Origin of the sequence: Thalassotalea litorea, assembly GCF_005843925.1 — a bacterium.
Classification (GTDB): Bacteria; Pseudomonadota; Gammaproteobacteria; order Enterobacterales; family Alteromonadaceae; genus Thalassotalea_A; species Thalassotalea_A litorea_A.
On sequence record NZ_VCBC01000008.1, the window covers coordinates 78,186 to 98,054 of the forward strand.

Here is a 19,869-nt window from a genome sequence, read left to right on the forward strand (position 1 = left end):
ATACCAATGAGTAATCAGCAGTATTCAAAATCGACAGCGGACACTCCACGCAAAATTAAGCAGTATTTGACAGCTGAGTGTACTGAACATCGTTCCGGTAGTAATTCACTATTTAGGAAGCCATTTTCTCTGGCCAAGTGTGCCAGACAGGTGAGCTGTGCCCTAATGTCAGTGTTATGCGTTAGCACTGTGTCATTATCTGCTGCCGCCGAAACGCCATCTGAAAGTCAAACTTCCGCTTTATCAAAATCTACGGTAGCAAACGGCGCAGAGACAAATAGCACGGTTGCCGAGCAACTGCGCGAACATAAAGTTAGAACCAATAAACTCGACCTGCATACATCTCTTGCTGCCTATGAATATTATCAAGGCAATTATTTTGACGCGCTTACCGAATTAAGTTTGGGGAAAGAAGCGCTGGGCGATTCGGTTACCGCCAATGGCGAATTGTTTGCGGCCGGATTAAACCTGCATTTTGATATTAATAGCGACGCTGGCCAAAAATTTGCCGAATCTTTAAATGCCATTGACGATCCGCAATATCGCGACAGTGCCTGGTTTTTACTGGCGAAAAATTATGCCAGTAAGCAAAACGTAACGGGTGCAACGCAGGCCCTGGCAAACGTTCAGGGCAACCTGCCAGAATATATGCAGGATGATTATTATTACCTGCTGGCTCAAATGCACATTGCCAATGGCCGTATGGAGCAGGTAGGGCAGGCGCGTCTAAATATTCCTAAAGAATCGGTTTACCACTGTTACATTACCTTTAACGAAGCGGTTAAGTGGGTTGAACTTGGTGACTTAGACCAGGCGATTAAGCACTTTAAACAAACGGTGCGTCTGGCGCAGCAGTTACCTGTTAGCGACGAAAGTGAAGCGTTAAGTGACCGTGCGAATGTCGCGATGGGCTATTTGTATATCCGTCAGGGTATGAACGACCAGGCGGTAAATACGTTTAAACAGGTCACTCAAAATAACCTCGATACTCAGTCGGCAATGCTCGGCTATGGTTGGGCAATGTCCAACAAAGAAGAATATTATGCGGCGATTGCCATTTGGCAGCAATTGACCGGACAAACACTACAATCGCCATTTGTTCGTGAAGCCTTTATCGCAATCGCCTATGGCTATGAACAGTTAAGCGATTTGCAATCAGCCCATACCGCCTATAACAATGCCTTGGTGCATTTTAATCAGCAGCAAGCTCAGGCAATTGGCGCACTTGAAACGGTAAATAGTACAGAGTTTTTCGATACCGTGGTTCAATACAGCATTGATATGGCTGAGGTGAATAAACGCAAAGGCTTAAAGGGCGCAGATGTTACCTTAACCTTGCCACCGCAACTGTACAGCTCACAACTTGCCGCCAGTGCTGGGTTTCAGAATAAGCTTAAAGATCTTCAGGATGTTAATGCGATTATCATCCAGTTAATGGAATGGCAGCAACGTGCTGACAAACTCGCTGCGGGTTACTATGGCACTTTGACTGACGACCTGAATATGTCTGTCGAAGCAGAGCAAGAGGTTAACCAACAGCGTATTCAGTTATTTATGACTAACTTTGTACAGCAGAGCGACAGCCTTAACAGCCATTGGAAAACCCATTCTGGACGTATCTATCAAGACAGCAAGGTCGAAGAAAAACAAACCAAATTGCTGGCCGATTTGGCGAGCTATCGCAAACTGACCGAAGCGTTTTACGCGCAGCAAAACCTTGATAAAGACTCTCAGGAATATCAGCAAAATGTACAACGCTTGAATCGGATCGGTGGGGTATTGTTGTGGCAACTTGGTGATTTTTACTTAAGTGATTCTGGCGCAACTGAAAAGTTTGATACCGTGATCGCCGCTGGACGATACCAAGAAGCGGCGGCAACGGAACTCACGCCAATTAATAACCTGCAAAATAAATTACAGGGCAAGCTAAACGATGCGTTAGTGGTGCGTTCGCGTATCACTCAGGAAATGCAAACCCAATTACAACTCAGTTTAACCACCCAACTACAAGATATCGATCATTATGTGCAACAGGCGGAACTTGCCATTGTGCGCCTGCAAAATGCCGGTTTCCAACGCGATAATGAATTTAACGATGCGAATTCGGGTGGAGGTCAGGAATAATGAATAAAAGCCTTTTAGCTCTTACGATTTCAGCGGTATTGCTAAGCGCCTGTTCATCTCTGAATGAAGACGATGTTCGACTAGCGGATGCAAAAGAACGACGTTCGACCCTTGCAGAACTGGATTTGCAACCTTCTCCTTTGGTAAAAGTTGAATTACCAAAAATGGAAGCCAGCGATTTAAAATCGGCTTTCCATGAGGTTCTCAAACTGGACATTCCCGAAGACGTTAAGGCCAATATACGCCAGCGTTTAGCGATACTGGAATTACTGGAAGCGGAAGAAGCTCAGTTAAACGGTACGCCGGGTAATCAGTATTATAACGAAGCCATTGCCGCCTTAACCGATATGATCAACCAAAACCCTGGGGGGGTTGGTAACGACCGGTTATTGTATCAATTAGCAAAAGCCTATGACTTACAAGGGCAGCAGCAAAAAAGCTTTGATACCATCAGTCGCTTGATTGAAGAGCACCCGGGCAACTCGTATATGCTTGAGCTGGAATTCCGCCAGGCGGAAATTTTGTTCTCACAACAGCGTTACAGTGAAGCCTTAAATAGCTACACCGCGGTTGTTCAAAGCCATGAAAATAACCCGTTTTATCATATCGGCCTGTATATGCAGGGTTGGTCTTTGTATAAGATGGAAGCCGACGAACAGGCTCTGGTGTCATTCACCCAATTACTCGATGCGTTAATTATCGCTGAATTCGACAACATTTGGACGATCGATGAAATGGCGTTGTTGATCCCTAAAGGCGATCAACAATTGCTGCGCGAGACATTTGATGTAATGACATTAATCTTCTCCTATAGCCCGGAAGGTGGTGGCGACTCTATTGCCGCGCATTACGACAAGATGGGAGAACGTCCTTATACCTACCTTAACTATCAGGATTTGGGTAACTTCTATCTGAATAAACAACGTTATACCGACTCTGTTGATGTGTATGATGAGTTTGTAAAGCGTAATCCAAATCATCCCGGCTCTGTTTGGTTTTCAAAACTAAAAATGGATGCCCTGGTGATGGGTAACTTCCCGACTCAATTGATGGAAGAGAAGTTAAAATTTGCTGCAACATACGAGTTGAACTCACCGTATTGGCTTGATAAGTCGGAAATTAATAAACAAAAAATCACCCCAGTATTGATGGATTTGCTGCAAGAACTTGCGCAAAATGCCCACGCCGATGCTCAGGCAAAACGCCGCATCGTAACCGCCGCGAAAAACCCGAGTAATGCTCAACTTAATGACATGGCGTCAGCCTATCAGCAAACGGCTCGCTGGTATCAGTTGTTTTTATCTAACTTCCCGGGGCACGAACGTTCTAATGAGATCATGTTCTATCTGGCGGAAAGTTATTATGAAACTGAGCAATTTCGTCTAGCCTCCAAATATTTTGAAATTGTCGCCTATCAACAGGAAGACGATCCGAATGGCCCAGAAGCCGGCTATGCACTGATCTTGAGTCAGGAAAAACTGCTTGCCCAGTTACGCTCTGCACCTGCGATTTCTGAAAACAATGTGTTATTGCAGGAATACAAAGCACAATTTATTCTCCACTATGGCAATGACCCAAGGTCAACCATGGTGCAAAATGACATTATCCAGGAGTTTTTCCGTGAAGGAGAATATGAAAAAGCCTTGTTGTATGCCAACAATGCACTGGAAAATGATCCTCGCCTGACATTAGAAGAACGCATTTCCGCCTTGTTAGTGATTGGTCACAGTCGTTTTGCGATGGAAGATTATAAAGACGCTGAGATGACCTATGAAAGGCTTTTGGTTAAATATGATCATACGCTTAAACGCTATAACAATATTAATGACCGCTTAGCGGCGAGTATTTATCGTCAAGCGGAAGTGGCGGTAGAGCAACAAGATCTGCAACAGGCCGTTGATCACTTTGCCCGCATTATTCGCAAGACTCCGGATTCTCCAATTCGGGTGAATGCACAGTATGATATGGCGAGTTATTTGATGGAAATGGAACAATGGTATAAAGCCATTGACCAATTGCATGAGTTCCGGGTGCTTTACCCGAACCATAAGCTGTCACAAGACTTGTTAACTAAGCTTGCGTTTGCCTATCAGCAGACGGAACAATGGGAACAGGCTGCGAATTATTTGAAAATGATTTGGGCTGAAAAGCCGAACAGCGACGAAACCCGTGAAATGCTGTGGTTAGCGGCTGAGACCTATGAAAAGGCTGGAAACCGTTACCAAGCACTGCGTTCTTATCGTGTATACGCCCATACGTATCCACAACCCTTGTCGGTGAATATCGAAGCGCAGTACAAAATGAGCGAATTTTATCGGGAAAATGGCGATAATCAAAAACGTGAATTTTGGTTGAGAAAGCTTATCGCATCGGACAATAAGGCCGGAGAACAACGCAATGACCGCTCCAAGTACCTCGCGGCCATGGCGTCTATCACTTTCGCAGAACAGGCAATGGATAAGTTCAGTCGAACCAAACTGACCTTGCCGTTAGCGAATAGCCTTAAGAAAAAGCGTGCGCTGCTCGATACGGCGTTAGCGGAATATAATAAAACCTTATCTTATGGGGTCGCCGATTTTACCACTCAGGCTAACTTCCAGATAGGCGCCATATATAATCAGCTTGCCAGCGATTTAATGAGCTCACAGCGTCCACAGGGCCTTGATGAACTGGAATTAGAGCAATACGATATTTTATTAGAAGAACAGGCATTTCCTTTTGAAGATAGAGCCATCGCGATACATGAGCAGAATGTTCAACGTAGCTGGAATGGCATGTATAACGAATGGATTCAGGAAAGTTTTAGTGCATTAAGTGAATTATTACCTGGTCGTTACGATAAGCAAGAAGTAATTGTAGAGGTTGTTGATGAATTCTATTAAATCTAACTCACGTTTACGGTCTATCCGCCACGGGTTACTATTGTGCATTCTGCCAATGGTGCTGGTTGGTTGTGCAATGAGTCCTGAAGAAGAGGCAGCGTTGCTCGTGGAACAACAACGACTTGAGGAAGAAGCTCGTCAGGCAAAACTGAAAGAAGGGAAAAGTGAAGAATACCTTCGTTTAGTGGCGTTGCCGAATAAATACAAGCAAAGCGCAGTGCAAGTTCAGCCGCCTTTATCCCATGAGATTAAATCGGCGATGGCAAAGGTTGATGGTGGCGAAGTGACCGATGGCCGTAAGGCGTTGGAAAAAATTTCCATTAATCATCCGAATTTATCGGGAATTAAGCTAAAGTTAGGAGATATTGCGCTTAAAGATAATAATCTAAAACTTGCCCAGGTGTATTACCAACAAGCCATCAGTGCCAACCAATTCAATTACTTTGCCCATAATCGTTTAGGGACAGTATTGCGTAAATTAGGGCAATTTGAGCAAGCGAAACAGCATTATTTATCTGCGCTAGATAGCTGGCCGGCATTCGCGCCAGCCCACCATAATTTAGGCATCTTGTTAGATATTTACTTGGGCGATAAAGCCGGGGCGATAGATCATTATCAAACCTATCAGGTTTTAACGGACAACAAAAATCGTAAGGTAAATGGCTGGATCTCAGATAGTTCAGCGCAATTATCCGCATTGCAAAAGGATAATAATAATGGCTAATAACTCTTCGACATTATTTGCGACTTTGATAGCTTCAATGCTATTTACGACGAGCGCGGTGGCCGAGCAAGAAGCGGCACAAACCTCGCAATCACAAAGTACGGAATTAACAAGCAGCGAAACAGCCAGTGAAAACGCAGCAACTGACGCTGCAAATACGAAATCTTCAGTTACTACCGCCCCCACCAGTAGTGGCTTTATTACCTTGGAAACCACGATTGTTGGTAACAAGGAACAACCAAAAGTTTTGTCTATTGTGCCTTGGCAAAACCCAGAGCAGGCGGGCAGTTTATCCACCGAAATTACCACTCAGATTGAGCAGGTGTTTCGTCCGCTGGACAGCGAAACCTTGCAACGGGAGATAGTGTACTTTAAGCAAAGCCAACAATAACAAAAAGGGACTTTGGCGGTCATTTATCCGCTTTTTTACTAATCAAAAATTTAACGTATTTGTCGGTACGTTAAGGTGTATTTTCAGATAACAGAACAAAAAGGTGAGGACCTATGTTTGAGACAATTATTCGATTTTTCCAGGAAGGCGGTACCTTCATGTTTCCTATCGCAGTGGTATTGGCGATTGGGCTAGCAATTGCACTGGAACGTGCTTTCTATCTTACTCGCGCATCTCGTTTAAACGGGAAGGCGCTTAAATCTATTCAACCGTTATTAATGCGCAAGGATTTTGACTCCATTGGCCGCATTTCAGACAAGTCAGCGATCACTAGCATCTTCGGTGCTGGAGTAAGCCGCCTAAAAGACAACGCCAATCGTGCTGAAATTGAATATGCGATGGAAGAAGGTGTAATGGAAGTGGTGCCACGTCTTGAAAAGCGTACATCCTACCTTGCAACGCTTGCAAACATTGCAACGCTTCTTGGCTTGTTAGGTACCATCATTGGTTTGATTGCCGCATTCTCCGCGGTAGCTTCAGCAGATCCTGCTGAGAAAGCATCGTTGCTTTCTGAATCAATTTCCGTTGCAATGAACACCACAGCATTCGGTTTGATTTCTGCAATTCCACTCTTGTTGCTTCATTCTGTACTGCAAACCAAAACGACGGAAATTGTTGATAACCTGGAAATGGCTGGCGTCAAATTCCTGAATATCATCAGTAAAGATAAAGCGGCTAAGCAAAACGCACAATAGGCGGGCCTTACTAATGCTAAGAAAGCCCCGAATTAAGCGCGAGGAAGCTGAACTAGACATTACATCATTTATGAATTTGATGATTGTTCTGGTGCCGGTGCTTTTGATGATGATGGTATTTTCTCATATTACCGTTCTGGATCTTAAGCTGCCGGATTTAGCAGATCCCGCCCAGCAGACTGAGCAAAATGACGAAGAGATTAAAAACCTGGAAATTATGGTTCGTAAAGACGCCATTGAGGTTTATTATCCGCAGTCCTATTTGCTTAAATATATTCCTTCTAATGAGGAAGGTTACGATTACGAGACGCTCGTTGCGACCTTGAAACAGGTGAAACAGTTACTGGCGAAACAAGGTGTTGAAAAACGCGATTTGTCTTTGTTACTTGAGCCGGATATTGACTATCAGACGATCGTTACATTAATGGACAAATCACGCTCGTATAAAGCCGTTGTTGTTGCATCGGTGATCGATGCCGAGTTATTTCCGGATATTTCCTTAGGTGACGCGCCAATGTTGAAAAACCCGGAATTGGTTACTCAAGGTGTCGCGGCTGCAGGAGGTAGCGAATAATGAAACAATCATTACGTGCCAAACGCATGCAACGTCATCATCAGCGTAACTCGAAGACATCCAAGCTAAGCTTGGTATCCTTGATGGATATCTTTACCATCCTGGTCTTCTTTTTGATGGTAAATGCGTCGGACGTTCAAGTGCTGCAAACCAATAAGCAGCTTGAATTACCGGAATCGGTTTCTGAGGAAGCTGCGGAAGATAATTTGCTGATTATGGTCAATGCCTCGAATGTGATATTACAGGGACGCCAAATCATCAGTGTTGAAGAGTTGACGGCGCTTGATAGCGTGATTGTCGATTCATTGAATGCTGAACTGGAATATCAGAAAAGTCGTAAGCAATTAACGCCTGAGGAGCTGGAAAATGGTCTGCCGATTAATATCATGGCCGACAAAAGCGTTCCTTATGCGTTGTTAAAGAAAATCATGCAGACATCAGCCTCGGCCGGCTATACCAATATTTCACTGGCAGTGGAACAGGTATATACCAATACCGACGAGTTGTTAGAGCAGGCTGAGTCACAGGATAGCACGGAGGCGGGACAGTAGTGAGTAGTCAACCAAATCCCTTGCTGATCCACTGGCGAATTGGGGAAGATAACAAAACGTTTAATCGTATTACTGGAGTCATGCTTGCCCTGACCTTGGTATTTACTTTGATCGTTTCGTTAATCAACCTGCCAGAGCAGACCCGGGAAGAAAAGGAAAAGATCCCGCCACAACTGGTGCGAATCATGGAGCGTAAAGTGGAAGTTGTGCCACCGAAGCGTGAACCGGTTCCAGAGTTGCAAGCGGAAGACGAACCGATCCCAGAGCCTGAACCTGAGCCGGAGCCTGAGAAAGAAGAGCCAAAGCCTGAGCCAAAACCTGAACCTAAACCCGAAGTGGTTAAAGACGATAAGGTAAAAAAAGCTCAGGAAAAAGCCAAGAACTCAGGATTGCTGGCACTGTCCGACGAGTTGAGCGAAATGCGCGACAGTTTGGATATGGGTAATCTGCAGAGCGAAAACCTGACCAATGAAGGTGGTAGTGCTGAGAAAACCGAACGGGTGATACTTGCGGGTAAAGCCAAAGGTAAATCTGGTGGTGTAAGCAATGCAACCTTGTCTAGTGACGTCGGAGACGGCGCAACGTTAGCAGGACGAAGTAGTACAGAGTTTACCGCCAAGGTAATGCCTACCGGTGGTAATAGCGCGGTTGCCGCACAAAGTGAGTCGGAAATGTTGTCGGGTAGCCGTACAACGGAATCGATTCGCCAGACCTTTGATAAAAATAAAGGGGCGTTGTATTCGATATATCGCCGTGCATTGCGCTCTGAACCTGGCCTTCAAGGTAAGGTTACGGTGAACTTGATTATCCAACCGGATGGTAGCGTATCTCTGGTAGATATTGCCTCGAGTGAAATTGATTTGGAAGAGTTTAAGCGTAAGCTTCTGGCTCGTATCCAATTGATTAACTTTGGACCAGAAGATGTCAATGAAACTAAGCTTTCATATACGTTTAACTTCTTACCGTTCTAGTGGAAGACTTGCTTAAAAAACCGGCCGAATGGCCGGTTTTTTGTTTTTAGAGGTAAGACTTCGTCGGGTGGATAAAACCTTAGTCCCGGCAGGTTTTTAGAGGTAAGACTTCGTCAGGTGGATAAAACCTTAGTCCCGGCAGGTTTTTAGGTGGATGACTACGTCGGGTGGAAGAGCCTAGTCGGTACTACTCCTGCCGTCACCCTTACGAATTTCAGACCCTGACGTCATCCTCACGAAAGTGGGGTTCTGCTTTTGCTTTAGATTCCCAGTAGTGTCTGGGAAAGACGGGAGGGCCAGCTTCGTCGTGTGGAAAAGCCTATTCGGCACGGTTCCTGCCGTCATACTCACGAATTTCAGACCCTGACGTCATCCTTACTCATTCCGTCAACCACACATTCAACGCCGCCATCCTCAAACTCAACACCGTCATCCTCACGGAAGTGGGGATCTGCCTTAGCTTTAGATTCCCAGTAGTGTCTGGGAATGACGGGAGGGTTTCTGCTGCTGGCAGACTATGGCGGGACTTCGTCGGGTGGAAGAGCCTAGTCGGTACAGCTCCCTCCGCAATCCTCACCCTCAACACCGTCATCCTCACGAAAGTGGGATCGGCTTTTGCTTTAGATTCCCAGTAGTGTCTGGGAATGACGGGAAGGCCAGCTTCGTCATCCTCGCGAAAGTGGGGATCGGCTTTTGCTTTAGATTCCCAGTAGTGTCTGGGAAAGACGGGAGGGTCAGCTTCGTCGGCTGTAAGGCTTAGTCGGTTGGTTTCTGCCGTCATCCTCACCCTCAACACCGTCATCCTCACGAAAGTGGGGATCTGCTTTTTCTGGCCATTGTTAATTACGATCAAAATGCTGCTAACCGTTGTATCATCCAGTACATCGCCAAAGAGCCACAAGAATAGCTGACAAAGAACCTTAGCTTGTCTAGCGTCAATGTCTTCATTAGCAATTTACTCAAAAAGAATAGGGCGAATAGCGCCGCAACAAATAACAGCTGGCCAATTTCTACGCCAATATTAAAGCTCAATAGGGCGACCCACATTTCATTGGCAGGCAAACCGATATCACTTAATACGGATGCGAAGCCAAAACCATGAAGCAGTCCAAAGCTGGTAGAGACGGCAACAGGATATTTCATGGTGATACTATTGGCTTTGTTTTTACTGATCTCCATGGCCAGCAATACAATGCTCAAAGCAATCACCGCTTCCACGGGGGCTATTGGAAGCTGAACCAATTGTGTTGTGGCCAAAATTAACGTCAATGAATGGGCGAGGGTAAAGCCGGTGATGGTGAGTAGTAACTTACGACCGGTGCGTGATATGTAGATTAAACAAGCCACAAAGAGCAAATGGTCCAGGCCAATGAGTATATGTTCAATGCCTAAAAACGTATAAAGCATCAACGTATTGGTTTGTTGATAATTATCTGCAAACTTATAGTGTTGTTGATCGGCATTTAAGACACTGGTCTGAATGTTCCCTTGATTGTCGATGATACGTAACAACACATCAGCGGAATTTTCCGTTAAACCGTCAACCGCGACCTCCAATCCAAGCAGATCCGCTCGAGTGATCTGCCATTTACTGACATACGCTTGGTTGGTAAAGTACCCGTGTAAAACGCCTTGTTGGCTTGTGTCTGGGTCAAAATAGACGTCCAGTTTTAATCTCGCCCCGTCTCTAGCCGGAACTTTAAAAATCACATCATAAACAGTGTCGCTGCTATGCTGAATGGTCAGCGACGCAGGGCGCATATCATCACAAAAACCCATGGGGCTAACTAGTATTAGCATCAACAGCATCAGTGAGCGGCGCATTAATAATCTCCGGCGACTAAGGTCGGCATATTGACATTCACCTCATACCTATCGAGTAAATCTTGTTCGTAGGATTTTTGATTGGCCAGATTTTTTTGATAACGCCAGTCGGCCAGAACGTTGTCTTCTATCTGCGATAGTTTTGGTAGGGAGCCATGCTGAATATCACTGATATAGATGAAATGTAATCCGTAGCCAGAGCGGATCGGCCCGCTCCATTGCTCAATGGGTTGAACGCTTAACGCCTTGGCGAATTCGTTACCAAACAGTCGGGCTACAATGCTAAGACTTTGACTCTGCAAAGACTTTGGTAGTAAAGACGAAGCGCCTTCCGGCTCTAACCCTTTGTTAATTCGTTTTTGTTGCTGTCCTACCCACACATTGATGATTTTTTCTGGCGAGTCATCGCTGATAAATACTTGCTGAAAACTATAGGCATTCGGCTCCCGGTATTTGTTTTGGTTTTCTTTAAAAAATCTCGCCAATTCCTGGGCGTCTGGAGGCTGGGCACTGGTAATATCCTGCATCATAAATTCCATTTTCTGGCGCAAGCGTTTGCGGATCACACCATCATTGACATCGAGCCCCAGACCTCTGGCCTCACGGGCATAAATTTCGTCCATGACATAATTGTTAATGAGTTTATCCATTTCCTCTTGAGTTGGAGTTCGCTGCCAAACTTTTACAAAACGCTGATGCAGCTGTTCGACTCTGCCGCTACTGACATTGATGACATGCTGCGCATCGTCCTCATTGTCATTCATCACATCAAACGCGAGAAACAATCCAACGGCGATAACGATAAAGTGAGTTAAGGGTTCTTTGATAAGTTGTGTTATTTTCATAATTTATCAGTCATTAATTTAAAGGAAATTGTTATCAGTTCGGTTAAGGGATATTACAATCGGGTGGCTTTAAAACCGCCATAATCAATGCCGGCTAACTCTGCAATTTGTCGGTGCCAACTGGCCAGATCATATCGATTAAATTGATTTAGATGAGTATGACCGCATGCTCGAGCCATGATTTTCATCAGCTGTGTCGAGGCTGATAAAAAACGCGCGAGTTGTTCACTACCTGTTTCAACATTTAGCCGTTTAGTGAGTTCTGGATCTTGGGTGGCGATGCCCGCAGGACAATTGTTAAGGTTACACATTCTCGCGCCAACGCAACCGATAGCCTGCATGGCAGAATTTGCGAGGGCAATACCGTCTGCTCCTAATGCCAAGGCTTTTACGAAATCACTTGGGGTACGCAACCCGCCGGTGATGATTAATGTCACATTATGTTGAGGGTCGATTTTATCGAGAATATGCCGAGCTCTAGCGAGTGCCGGAATGGTTGGAACGCTGATATGATCCCTGAACAATGCTGGCGCCGCGCCTGTCCCGCCGCCGCGACCATCAAGAATGATATAGTCAGCACCCGCTTCTACCGCAAATTTTATGTCAGCTTCAATGTGGTTTGCGCTCAGCTTAAACCCAATGGGGATACCACCGGTGATCTCTCTAACCCGATCGGAAAAGTTTCGAAAGTCTTCTACCGTGTGTAAATGTTCAAATGTTGCTGGAGAAATCGCATCGGTTCCAGGTTCAATACCTCGAACCTTAGCAATCAAATCGGTATTTTTATCTGCCGGCAGGTGGCCACCGGTACCGGTCTTTGCGGCTTGCCCGGCTTTAAAGTGAAACGCCTGAACGTTTTTGAGTTTTTCTTCATCATAACCAAATCCAGCACTGGCATATTCGTAAAAATAGCGGGAATTACTTTGTTGTTCAGCAGCAAGCATGCCGCCTTCGCCTGAACATATTCCGGTGCCGGCAAGTTCTGCGCCTTTTGCCAGGGCTATTTTGGCATTTTCGGAAAGCGCTCCAAAACTCATATCAGAGACAAGCAGCGGGATGGATAATCTAAGCGGCTTCCGAGCTTGTTTACCGATAACTAAATCCGTGGCGACTTTACTATCATCGAGTAAGGGTTTCTTCGCCAGTTGCGCCACCATGATTTGGATATCATCCCATTGCGGCAATTTAGATTTGGGAACGCCCATGGCGACCATAGGGCCATGGTGTCCAGATTTGCTTAAACCATGTTTGGCTAATTCATGAATGTAAGCCACAGTGGGCTCTTCAGGCGTAGGCGTTGCCGTCGGTTTGCCCAAGGGCGCAGTTTTATCGGTTTGGCTGGCGTTGTTCGTTGATTCGACGTCCGTGTCTTCAGACTTTGGCGGCTCACCGATATCGTCTTTACTATACTGTTTATGAGTGCCATCACAGTAGGGCAGGTTAGCAGATTGCTTGCACTGACACAGGTACGCCGTCTTATCTTCATCACTACTAATTTTCAGTGGTTCATAATCGGTTGATGCGTGTGAACCATCGCAATAGGGTTGATTACCGGACAGGCCACAAGCACAAAAAAACACCGGTTTTTTTGCCGTGAGTTCAACCTTTGCTGGAACAATATTTGCGATAACGGGTTTCTTCATAGCAGATCCTTTCAGTGGTACTTTTTACAGTATAGAAGCTAGCGATTAAAATATTTCTCGATTGTGGTTAACAATGCCCCTGGCACTGGATTACACTCTGTGAAATAAATCGTTACTTATTAATCCTTTAAGGAATATCTAAATCATGTTGGAATCAAAAGCATCGGTAATAGTGATCACTGGCGCGAATCGCGGCATCGGCCTGGCGATGGCGCAAATATTTGCAAAACGAGGGGATCAGGTGTTTGCGGTATGCCGCAACGCATCTGCAACCCTAGAGCAACTTGCGCAGCAATATTCACTAAAGATTATTGAAAACATTGATGTTGCCAAAGAGCAGGACGTTCAGACGTTAAAATCTAAATTGTCTTCGGTGAGCATTGATCTTTTGATCAATAATGCCGGTATCTTAAGGGATGAGTCGTTAGATAATTTTAATGCTGAACAAATTGAGCTGCAGTTTCAGGTTAATGCCCTGGCGCCGCTGCGTATTTGTCAGAGTCTGCAGGGGTGTTTGCGCAAGGGCAGTAAAATTGCCTTGATCACCTCAAGGATGGGATCAATCACCGATAATACATCGGGCGGCCGTTATGGCTATCGAATGTCTAAGGCGGCATTGAACATTGCCGGCATGTCTCTTGCGAAAGACTTGTATACTAAAGATATCGCGGTTGGAATTTATCACCCAGGATATGTGCAAACCGATATGGTGAATGGCAACGGTGATATTTCTGCAGATACAGCTGCGCAGCGACTGGTTGGCTTAATGGATGAATTGACCCTGGATGAAAGTGGTGTATTCAGGCACTCAAATGGTGAGGTTTTGCCCTGGTAGGAAAACGTCAAGGGCCTAGGTAAGGATGAAGAATGCAATGAAAGAGTTAGGTAAGACGCTTTTAATTTTGGCTATGGCATCTGTTGCCAATGTTAGCCAGGCAGAAAATCTGAGTTTGAAGTCTCAGACAATCTCTGCGCCTTTTTCAATTTCTCAGGATCCTATCCGCGGCAATTTCCTGCCAAACCCCGGTAAAGAAATCATTTTATTAGGCGAAAATGACGGCAAAGGTCAACTCGCGATTTTTGCCGTTGATGAACGTTCTGGACAATATGAGCTTTACCGCCATTTACCGATAGGGGCGCAATTTTTTTCTTTTGACTCCGACGCTGAATTGGATTTTTCTATTGATATTGGTTCGGAACCGACACCGGGTTTAGAACTCGCATCTGACTTAGGCTCAGCTACCGATTCAGAACGCTTAAATCGGCTCTATTTTTTAACCAGTGATCAGATAGTTGAATTGCGACCTGAAGACTCAGAATCGCCATTTCAGCCGCGATTAGACATTGATTCGATTGTCATCAAATCTTCGTCCAATTATCTTAAACGCGCGAATTTTGTCCGCGATTTAAATCAGGACACCGATCCGGATTTTGCCCTTGCAGATTTTAATGGTATCAACCTTTACCTTTCTCAACGACAGCAAGGCACTGCACAAGAGGGTGAGTTGCTTTCGTACAAACATCAGAAATTGCCTGTGTTGCCAATCGTTGAAGTATTCGAAAGCAGCGTCAGTTACACCCAACGCAAGTGGTTTCTGGTGGATATGAACCAAGACAAACGCTCGGATATTGCCTGGGTGAATGATGGTGAGTTGCTGGTACATTATGCCCAAGGTGAGAATGAATTTAACCAAGAGCCTTCTCAGGTTGCGATCAATCAACAGATCTCAGGCCAAAACTGGTGGGATACCCGCAATGCTGATGGCTCTAATCTTGATCAGAGTAAACTCGATCATAAGAACCTGGAGCGGATGGATGACATTGACGGTGATGGCATTACCGATTTGGTCGTCCGTCACAGTACCAGCTCAGGAGTGTTGGATCGCAGCAATGACTATCAGGTATATTTAGGGCAAAAAACGGAACAGGCAATTATTTATAGCCAACAACCCACCACTGTACTGGCAAGTGAAGGGACCGTGGGTGATATCGAGTTTGTTGATCTAAATCAGGATGCAAGGCAGGAAGTACTCGTATCCTCCTTTGATATTTCCGTGTCGCAAATTATCGGTGCTTTATTAAGTGGTAGTGTTGATCAGGACGTTCTTATTTATGTCCAGGATAAACAGTCCGGTTCGTTTAAACAGAGCATTAGTAAGGAAGTTGAGTTAACGTTTAGCCTCTCGACCGGGAAAAGCGGTGCGCCGGTGGTAAAACTGGCAGATTTAAATGGCGATGGTTATAAAGAATTAATTCTTAGCGCAGACGAAGATAAACTCAAAATTTATGCCGGTGTTAATGGCGATAAATACATCGCCAGTAAAGCGCAGAAATTTTCATTACCCTTGCCGCAAAATGGCGTGTTGCTCAGCAGCGATGATTTAAACCTTGATGGCAAAGAAGAATTGCTCGTACGTTACGGGGTTGAAGATGCCGAGCAGTATCATGATGATTTGGTGATTATTAGCGCCAAATAGCACCTGTCAGGCCTCAACACATTCGTACCCGTTGGCATTAATCAAATAGATTTGAAGCACTAGGCGGTAAATTAAAAATGGTTGGTTAACTAGGGTGCCTGAATTTGCTTAACCAGGACACCCCCCACGCTCCTGCAGTCATCCTCACGAAAGTGGGGATCTGCTTTTGCTTTAGATTCCCAGTAGTGTCTGGGAATGACGGAAAGGCCAGCTTCGTCACTGTAGTGTTTGGGAATGATGGGACGGAGTAAGGAATAAAAGAAAAGCGCGAGGCGTGTGGCAGCTAGGCATGGAATGTCGCAAACGTATGCTGGTAATCGTTAGGTGTTGCCACCTAACCTCTGGTTCATGTACCTTACCCCTATGACAATATCTTCCAAAAAAACGATTGACGACAAAACCCAGCGGATCTGGACCTTAGTTGCACTGGTACCAGAAGGGAAAGTGGTAAGCTATGGACAACTAGCGGATTTAGCCGGCCTTCCAGGTCGTGCGCGCTTAGCCGGAAGAGCTTTAAAACTTGCTTCACCAACGCAAAACTTACCCTGGCATCGAGTCGTAAATAGCCAGGGAAAAATATCACTCCCCAAGGGCTCTGAACCCTATCAAAGGCAAGTGGCGAAATTACAGGAAGAGGGGGTTGTTGTCATTTCAGGGAAAATTAAACTCGATGATTTTCAATGGCAGCCGGATGTAGGTGAATTATTAACTTTGCCATTTTAAGCAACTCGCGCTAATCCCCGTATTTCTTGGCTAGTTGTTTAAATCTTTACTACCTTTCTATATGTATTTCATGAAGTTGTAATAAATCTTCACAAGTATGAATCGCTTGATGTCTATGCCATTTCGAACCAGAAATTGCGCGGCAAAACCATCCGTTTATCTTGTGAACCCCATTTAAAATTGAGGATTGATTCTATGTTTAAAAAAATAACCGCCGTGTCGGCATCTATTTTATGCGCCGCTTTGCTGATGGTAAACACGGCATCGGCAGAAGATGGTAAGCGATATGAGGACAGCGTTAAATGGAAGAACGTAGTGAAAATAACTTACAAAATTGGTAAGCGCGATGACGCGTTAAAGATTATTAAAGATTACTATCAAGTCGCTTCAAAAAAAGCCAAAACCCCGATGCCGGAAATGGTTATGGAAATGCACACCGGAGATTATGATTTATTGGTTATCTGGCATATGCAAAATGGGATCGAGGATATGACCTGGGAAACCAATCCTGACTCGGTAGCATGGCGTAAAGCGTTAAATGATGTTGCTGGTTCCGAAGAAAAGGCCCAGGAAATTCTCGATGAGTATGTAAGCTATATTGCCCATGCTGAAAATGAGATAGCGCTAGTAAGATAGTTTTTGCGAGATCCCATCCCGGAGGATGGGATCTCTAGTACGACGCTGTAAAAAGCAACGGTGTCTAAAGATGTCTAAAGGTGTCAAGGTGACTACAGGTTGCCTGCATATAAGTAGGTATGCAGAATCCAGGATGGCTTGATTCTGTAGATAAATGCGCTTGTTAAGCGCTGTCACCCGTCCGGTATCTTTGATGTCGGCCTGTCACCGTTCGATATTTCATTTCGAATTGTCACCTGACGCAGTGTAGTATGCTGCGTCTGTCCTCTCTCCCCATTAACAAATACTTTTTGTCGTCAAAATGAAAATTATTTGCTTTTCAAATCCCTGATTTCAAATCAATATCTGTGCAAATTCAATGGTGAATTTTGTTAAGGAAACATGATGAATAGTAACGACTATGATGATGATTTTGAAACCGAAATTGATGATGATGAATATCAGGCTACTGGCCTCGCGGGTTTTGAAATCGCCTATGGCAGTAAAAACAAGCAAGCATTGAAAAAAGCCGCCAAAACCAAGTTGAAAATTAAGCAGAGATTGGATTCTTTGCTCGAGCAAAGACAGCTTGAAAAAGAATTGGGATCCTTTTATTACGACCTAGAACTTTAATACGAATACCAAAGGTATAAAAATGAAAAAAATAAATGTGTTCGTGGGTAGCTTGTTCACTGCTATCGCTTTCAGTGCCGTTGCCGAAGAGACTTATGAGTTGGAATATGCGGAAGAAGCGCCAGCCAGTTACATTGAACAGGTGTTAGATACCTGCAAAATTTACGCTCAAGAGGATGACGTATCAGCGGAGGAAATGATGAGTTATTTGCTCGCCTGCGTTAATGACGATTTAGAGATGAATGATTACCAAACGCTTTCGACTCTTCCGAAGGAATAGGAGAGCAAGGCAGAAACACTAATATCTAGGTCTCAGGTTTCGGTTTCAGGATCCTGCTGCTTGGCAAGTGGCTTTTGCTTTTTCTCAAAACTGAGGCCTGAGACGTGTCACCTTTCGCGCGGTTTTCTACCGCGCTAATTATTTCTGCTTCGCCTTGTTGCCAATGATTTTGAATGCAGGCGTGCCACGTACTAAGGTGTCACGGGCAAATTCCGACTGACAATTCGGGCAGATGCCCGGCTTCTCGGTATTATCTTCGACAATTCTTTCTTTAAAACATTTGATCAGTGCCCCGGTCCCCCCTTTTTTGTATTTAAACAATAATTGATTGCAATGGTTGCAAATCACTTTGACGGTTTTTGTGGGCATTTTTTTATTCGGTTTTGCCATTTACATTCTCACTAGATGAACGACAGGTTTCGCGACTTGGCTCTTGATTAAGCGCTTGATTAAGCTTTTGATTAACGTCACTTATTGAGTATTGGAACGCTGTTCGGCATTATTAGCAAGATAAACTGTAAATTGAATGAAAAGTGGATCAGAGTATATGTCGCGTTACGTATTTGATGCGACTGTCAGGGTTTAAGAAGTTAGGCTTACGGCCTTGGTGATTCTCCCCCTTTCGTTTAATTAAAAATAGAGGCTTCGATGCGTTTTCTAGATATAGATAGCAACCAACAATTACAATTATCAAATACTGAACAACCGGTGTTTGGTAATGATGAATGTTTGATAAACGTGCAGGCGATAGGCGTGAATCGCGCGGATCTTTTGCAAAAAGCTGGCAAATATCCACCACCTTTGGGGGAGTCAGAAATACTCGGAATTGAAGTGTCGGGTGAAATTCTCGAAGTTGGTCATAACGTTAAGAATTGGCGAAAGGGCGATAGAGTCTTCGCACTGGTCCCTGGTGGCGGTTATGCGGAAATTGCCAAAGTAAACGCGAGCCACTTAATGGCATTGCCGCAATCAATGACTTTCGAACAAGGAGCTGCGGTCGCAGAAACGTTTCTCACCGCTTACCAAAGCTTATTTACCATTGCGAATTTAACGGCAGGTGAAAACGTTTTAGTGCACGCAGGAGCTTCAGGGGTAGGTTGTGCGGCTATTCAATTAGCAAAAGCGCTTGGCTGTTACGTATTATCCACGGTTGGTAGCGAGAATAAATTGCAAGCTTGTCTTACGTTAGGTGCAGATACAGCACTTAACTATCGAGAACAGGATTTCGCTGTATGGGCGAAAGAAAACCGTCGTCAGTTTGATGTCATTGTCGACGTTGTGGCTGGCGACTATGTTGGCAAAAATATCAATGTCGCCGCGCTTGATGGGCGCATTGTTAATTTGGCGATCTTAGGTGGACGTTACAGTCAGGATTTTGATATGGCGAAGATGCTTGGCAAACGATTGAGCTTGTATGCATCAACGCTGCGCAACCGCTCTGATGATTATAAAGCCAAGCTTGTCGCTGATTTCCAACGAGACTTTGGTGCACGTTTACTCAATGGTACGATAACCCCGGTAATCGATTCGATATTCCCCTGGCAAGAAGCCAACACGGCCCATCAAAAAATGGCAGACAATGCCAATATTGGTAAACTGGTTTTGCAGGTGCGTTAATGTTTCGATAAAACTGCACTGGTGCCGTAACGACGCGCCTTTGGCGCTTAACCTCAGGGTTATGAGTATTGCGGGTTTGTTGTAACGCCTGGTGAACACGAAGAAAACTACCAAATACTCAGCTATCGCACGGAAAAGGTATTGGAAAAGACATAGGTAACGGCATAGGTAACTGCATGGACAAAGGCATAGATAAGGTCAAGGAAAAAGAAAAAGGAGGCCGAAGCCTCCGTAAGTACA

Annotated in this window: 19 protein-coding genes; 15 read left to right on the top strand and 4 right to left on the bottom strand. The window is 44.8% G+C overall.

Annotated features, from left to right (window positions below):
- Positions 1–165: 165 nt before the first annotated feature.
- From FE810_RS09285 to FE810_RS09320, 8 genes are all read left to right on the top strand, one after another.
- Positions 166–2,124 (top strand): tetratricopeptide repeat protein, encoded by a 1,959-nt coding sequence (locus FE810_RS09285; protein WP_138319779.1) that lies wholly within the window; start codon positions 166–168, stop codon positions 2,122–2,124.
- The gene (locus tag FE810_RS09290) at positions 2,124–5,006 is read left to right on the top strand and encodes a tetratricopeptide repeat protein (RefSeq protein WP_138319780.1); all 2,883 of its coding nucleotides are present in this window, start codon (positions 2,124–2,126) and stop codon (positions 5,004–5,006) included. The genes FE810_RS09285 and FE810_RS09290 overlap by 1 nt, the downstream gene beginning before the upstream one ends.
- Positions 4,993–5,730: a tetratricopeptide repeat protein gene (locus FE810_RS09295; RefSeq protein WP_138319781.1), complete on the top strand. Its 738-nt coding sequence runs from the start codon at positions 4,993–4,995 to the stop codon at positions 5,728–5,730. Before FE810_RS09290 ends, FE810_RS09295 begins: the two co-directional genes overlap by 14 nt.
- Complete coding sequence (locus FE810_RS09300) at positions 5,723–6,121, top strand: hypothetical protein (RefSeq protein WP_138319782.1); 399 nt, start codon at positions 5,723–5,725, stop codon at positions 6,119–6,121. The genes FE810_RS09295 and FE810_RS09300 overlap by 8 nt, the downstream gene beginning before the upstream one ends.
- Before the next feature lie 113 nt (positions 6,122–6,234).
- Positions 6,235–6,876: a MotA/TolQ/ExbB proton channel family protein gene (locus tag FE810_RS09305; RefSeq protein WP_138319783.1), complete on the top strand. Its 642-nt coding sequence runs from the start codon at positions 6,235–6,237 to the stop codon at positions 6,874–6,876.
- 13 nt (positions 6,877–6,889) lie between these two features.
- On the top strand, positions 6,890–7,450 hold the full coding sequence (locus tag FE810_RS09310) for an ExbD/TolR family protein (RefSeq protein ID WP_138319784.1): 561 nt from the start codon (positions 6,890–6,892) through the stop codon (positions 7,448–7,450).
- Positions 7,450–8,001 carry an ExbD/TolR family protein gene (locus FE810_RS09315; RefSeq protein WP_138319785.1) on the top strand — a complete coding sequence of 184 codons (552 nt, stop codon included), beginning with the start codon at positions 7,450–7,452 and terminating at the stop codon, positions 7,999–8,001. Before FE810_RS09310 ends, FE810_RS09315 begins: the two co-directional genes overlap by 1 nt.
- Positions 8,001–8,972: an AgmX/PglI C-terminal domain-containing protein gene (locus FE810_RS09320; RefSeq protein ID WP_138319786.1), complete on the top strand. Its 972-nt coding sequence runs from the start codon at positions 8,001–8,003 to the stop codon at positions 8,970–8,972. Before FE810_RS09315 ends, FE810_RS09320 begins: the two co-directional genes overlap by 1 nt.
- An 849-nt stretch (positions 8,973–9,821) precedes the next feature.
- On the opposite strand, the gene FE810_RS09325 is transcribed toward FE810_RS09320, so the two are convergent.
- From FE810_RS09325 to FE810_RS09335, 3 genes are read right to left on the bottom strand one after another with little or no spacing between them, the layout of a single operon-like run.
- On the bottom strand, positions 9,822–10,796 hold the full coding sequence (locus FE810_RS09325; RefSeq protein WP_138319787.1) for a HupE/UreJ family protein: 975 nt from the start codon (positions 10,794–10,796) through the stop codon (positions 9,822–9,824).
- On the bottom strand, positions 10,796–11,641 hold the full coding sequence (locus FE810_RS09330; RefSeq protein WP_138319788.1) for a peptidylprolyl isomerase: 846 nt from the start codon (positions 11,639–11,641) through the stop codon (positions 10,796–10,798). Before FE810_RS09330 ends, FE810_RS09325 begins: the two co-directional genes overlap by 1 nt.
- A gap of 53 nt (positions 11,642–11,694) precedes the next feature.
- On the bottom strand, positions 11,695–13,284 hold the full coding sequence (locus FE810_RS09335; RefSeq protein ID WP_138319789.1) for a glutamate synthase-related protein: 1,590 nt from the start codon (positions 13,282–13,284) through the stop codon (positions 11,695–11,697).
- A 145-nt stretch (positions 13,285–13,429) separates the two neighbouring features.
- On the opposite strand from FE810_RS09335, the gene FE810_RS09340 reads away from it, so the two are divergent.
- The 6 genes from FE810_RS09340 to FE810_RS09365 all read left to right on the top strand — a co-directional run bounded on the left by FE810_RS09340 (position 13,430) and on the right by FE810_RS09365 (position 18,012).
- On the top strand, positions 13,430–14,119 hold the full coding sequence (locus tag FE810_RS09340) for an SDR family oxidoreductase (RefSeq protein ID WP_138319790.1): 690 nt from the start codon (positions 13,430–13,432) through the stop codon (positions 14,117–14,119).
- 37 nt (positions 14,120–14,156) lie between these two features.
- Entirely contained in the window at positions 14,157–15,761 is a 1,605-nt protein-coding gene (locus FE810_RS09345) for an FG-GAP repeat domain-containing protein (RefSeq protein WP_138319791.1), read from the top strand.
- 363 nt (positions 15,762–16,124) lie between these two features.
- The gene (locus tag FE810_RS09350; RefSeq protein WP_138319792.1) at positions 16,125–16,484 is read left to right on the top strand and encodes an MGMT family protein; all 360 of its coding nucleotides are present in this window, start codon (positions 16,125–16,127) and stop codon (positions 16,482–16,484) included.
- Between the two features lie 195 nt (positions 16,485–16,679).
- Entirely contained in the window at positions 16,680–17,120 is a 441-nt protein-coding gene (locus FE810_RS09355) for a hypothetical protein (protein ID WP_138319793.1), read from the top strand.
- A 381-nt stretch (positions 17,121–17,501) separates the two neighbouring features.
- The gene (locus FE810_RS09360) at positions 17,502–17,732 is read left to right on the top strand and encodes a PA3496 family putative envelope integrity protein (RefSeq protein WP_171022320.1); all 231 of its coding nucleotides are present in this window, start codon (positions 17,502–17,504) and stop codon (positions 17,730–17,732) included.
- Between the two features lie 22 nt (positions 17,733–17,754).
- Positions 17,755–18,012: a hypothetical protein gene (locus tag FE810_RS09365; protein ID WP_138319795.1), complete on the top strand. Its 258-nt coding sequence runs from the start codon at positions 17,755–17,757 to the stop codon at positions 18,010–18,012.
- Between the two features lie 138 nt (positions 18,013–18,150).
- Here the strand turns inward: FE810_RS09365 and FE810_RS09370 are convergent, their stop codons facing one another.
- Positions 18,151–18,402 (bottom strand): hypothetical protein, encoded by a 252-nt coding sequence (locus FE810_RS09370; protein WP_138319796.1) that lies wholly within the window; start codon positions 18,400–18,402, stop codon positions 18,151–18,153.
- Positions 18,403–18,660: 258 nt separating this feature from the next.
- On the opposite strand from FE810_RS09370, the gene FE810_RS09375 reads away from it, so the two are divergent.
- A complete protein-coding gene (locus FE810_RS09375; protein ID WP_138319797.1) occupies positions 18,661–19,629 on the top strand; it encodes an NAD(P)H-quinone oxidoreductase in 969 nt (322 codons plus the stop codon).
- Positions 19,630–19,869: the final 240 nt, after the last annotated feature.

Coding starts and splice junctions, on each gene's coding strand:
- FE810_RS09360 (WP_171022320.1), top strand. CDS start 17,502: ATGATGAATAGTAACGACTATGATGATGATTTTGAAACCGAAATTGAT.
- FE810_RS09340 (WP_138319790.1), top strand. CDS start 13,430: ATGTTGGAATCAAAAGCATCGGTAATAGTGATCACTGGCGCGAATCGC.
- FE810_RS09300 (WP_138319782.1), top strand. CDS start 5,723: ATGGCTAATAACTCTTCGACATTATTTGCGACTTTGATAGCTTCAATG.
- FE810_RS09370 (WP_138319796.1), bottom strand. CDS start 18,402: ATGGCAAAACCGAATAAAAAAATGCCCACAAAAACCGTCAAAGTGATT.
- FE810_RS09315 (WP_138319785.1), top strand. CDS start 7,450: ATGAAACAATCATTACGTGCCAAACGCATGCAACGTCATCATCAGCGT.
- FE810_RS09345 (WP_138319791.1), top strand. CDS start 14,157: ATGAAAGAGTTAGGTAAGACGCTTTTAATTTTGGCTATGGCATCTGTT.
- FE810_RS09305 (WP_138319783.1), top strand. CDS start 6,235: ATGTTTGAGACAATTATTCGATTTTTCCAGGAAGGCGGTACCTTCATG.
- FE810_RS09335 (WP_138319789.1), bottom strand. CDS start 13,284: ATGAAGAAACCCGTTATCGCAAATATTGTTCCAGCAAAGGTTGAACTC.
- FE810_RS09375 (WP_138319797.1), top strand. CDS start 18,661: ATGCGTTTTCTAGATATAGATAGCAACCAACAATTACAATTATCAAAT.
- FE810_RS09355 (WP_138319793.1), top strand. CDS start 16,680: ATGTTTAAAAAAATAACCGCCGTGTCGGCATCTATTTTATGCGCCGCT.
- FE810_RS09325 (WP_138319787.1), bottom strand. CDS start 10,796: ATGCGCCGCTCACTGATGCTGTTGATGCTAATACTAGTTAGCCCCATG.
- FE810_RS09330 (WP_138319788.1), bottom strand. CDS start 11,641: ATGAAAATAACACAACTTATCAAAGAACCCTTAACTCACTTTATCGTT.
- FE810_RS09350 (WP_138319792.1), top strand. CDS start 16,125: ATGACAATATCTTCCAAAAAAACGATTGACGACAAAACCCAGCGGATC.
- FE810_RS09295 (WP_138319781.1), top strand. CDS start 4,993: ATGAATTCTATTAAATCTAACTCACGTTTACGGTCTATCCGCCACGGG.
- FE810_RS09285 (WP_138319779.1), top strand. CDS start 166: ATGTCAGTGTTATGCGTTAGCACTGTGTCATTATCTGCTGCCGCCGAA.
- FE810_RS09290 (WP_138319780.1), top strand. CDS start 2,124: ATGAATAAAAGCCTTTTAGCTCTTACGATTTCAGCGGTATTGCTAAGC.
- FE810_RS09310 (WP_138319784.1), top strand. CDS start 6,890: ATGCTAAGAAAGCCCCGAATTAAGCGCGAGGAAGCTGAACTAGACATT.
- FE810_RS09365 (WP_138319795.1), top strand. CDS start 17,755: ATGAAAAAAATAAATGTGTTCGTGGGTAGCTTGTTCACTGCTATCGCT.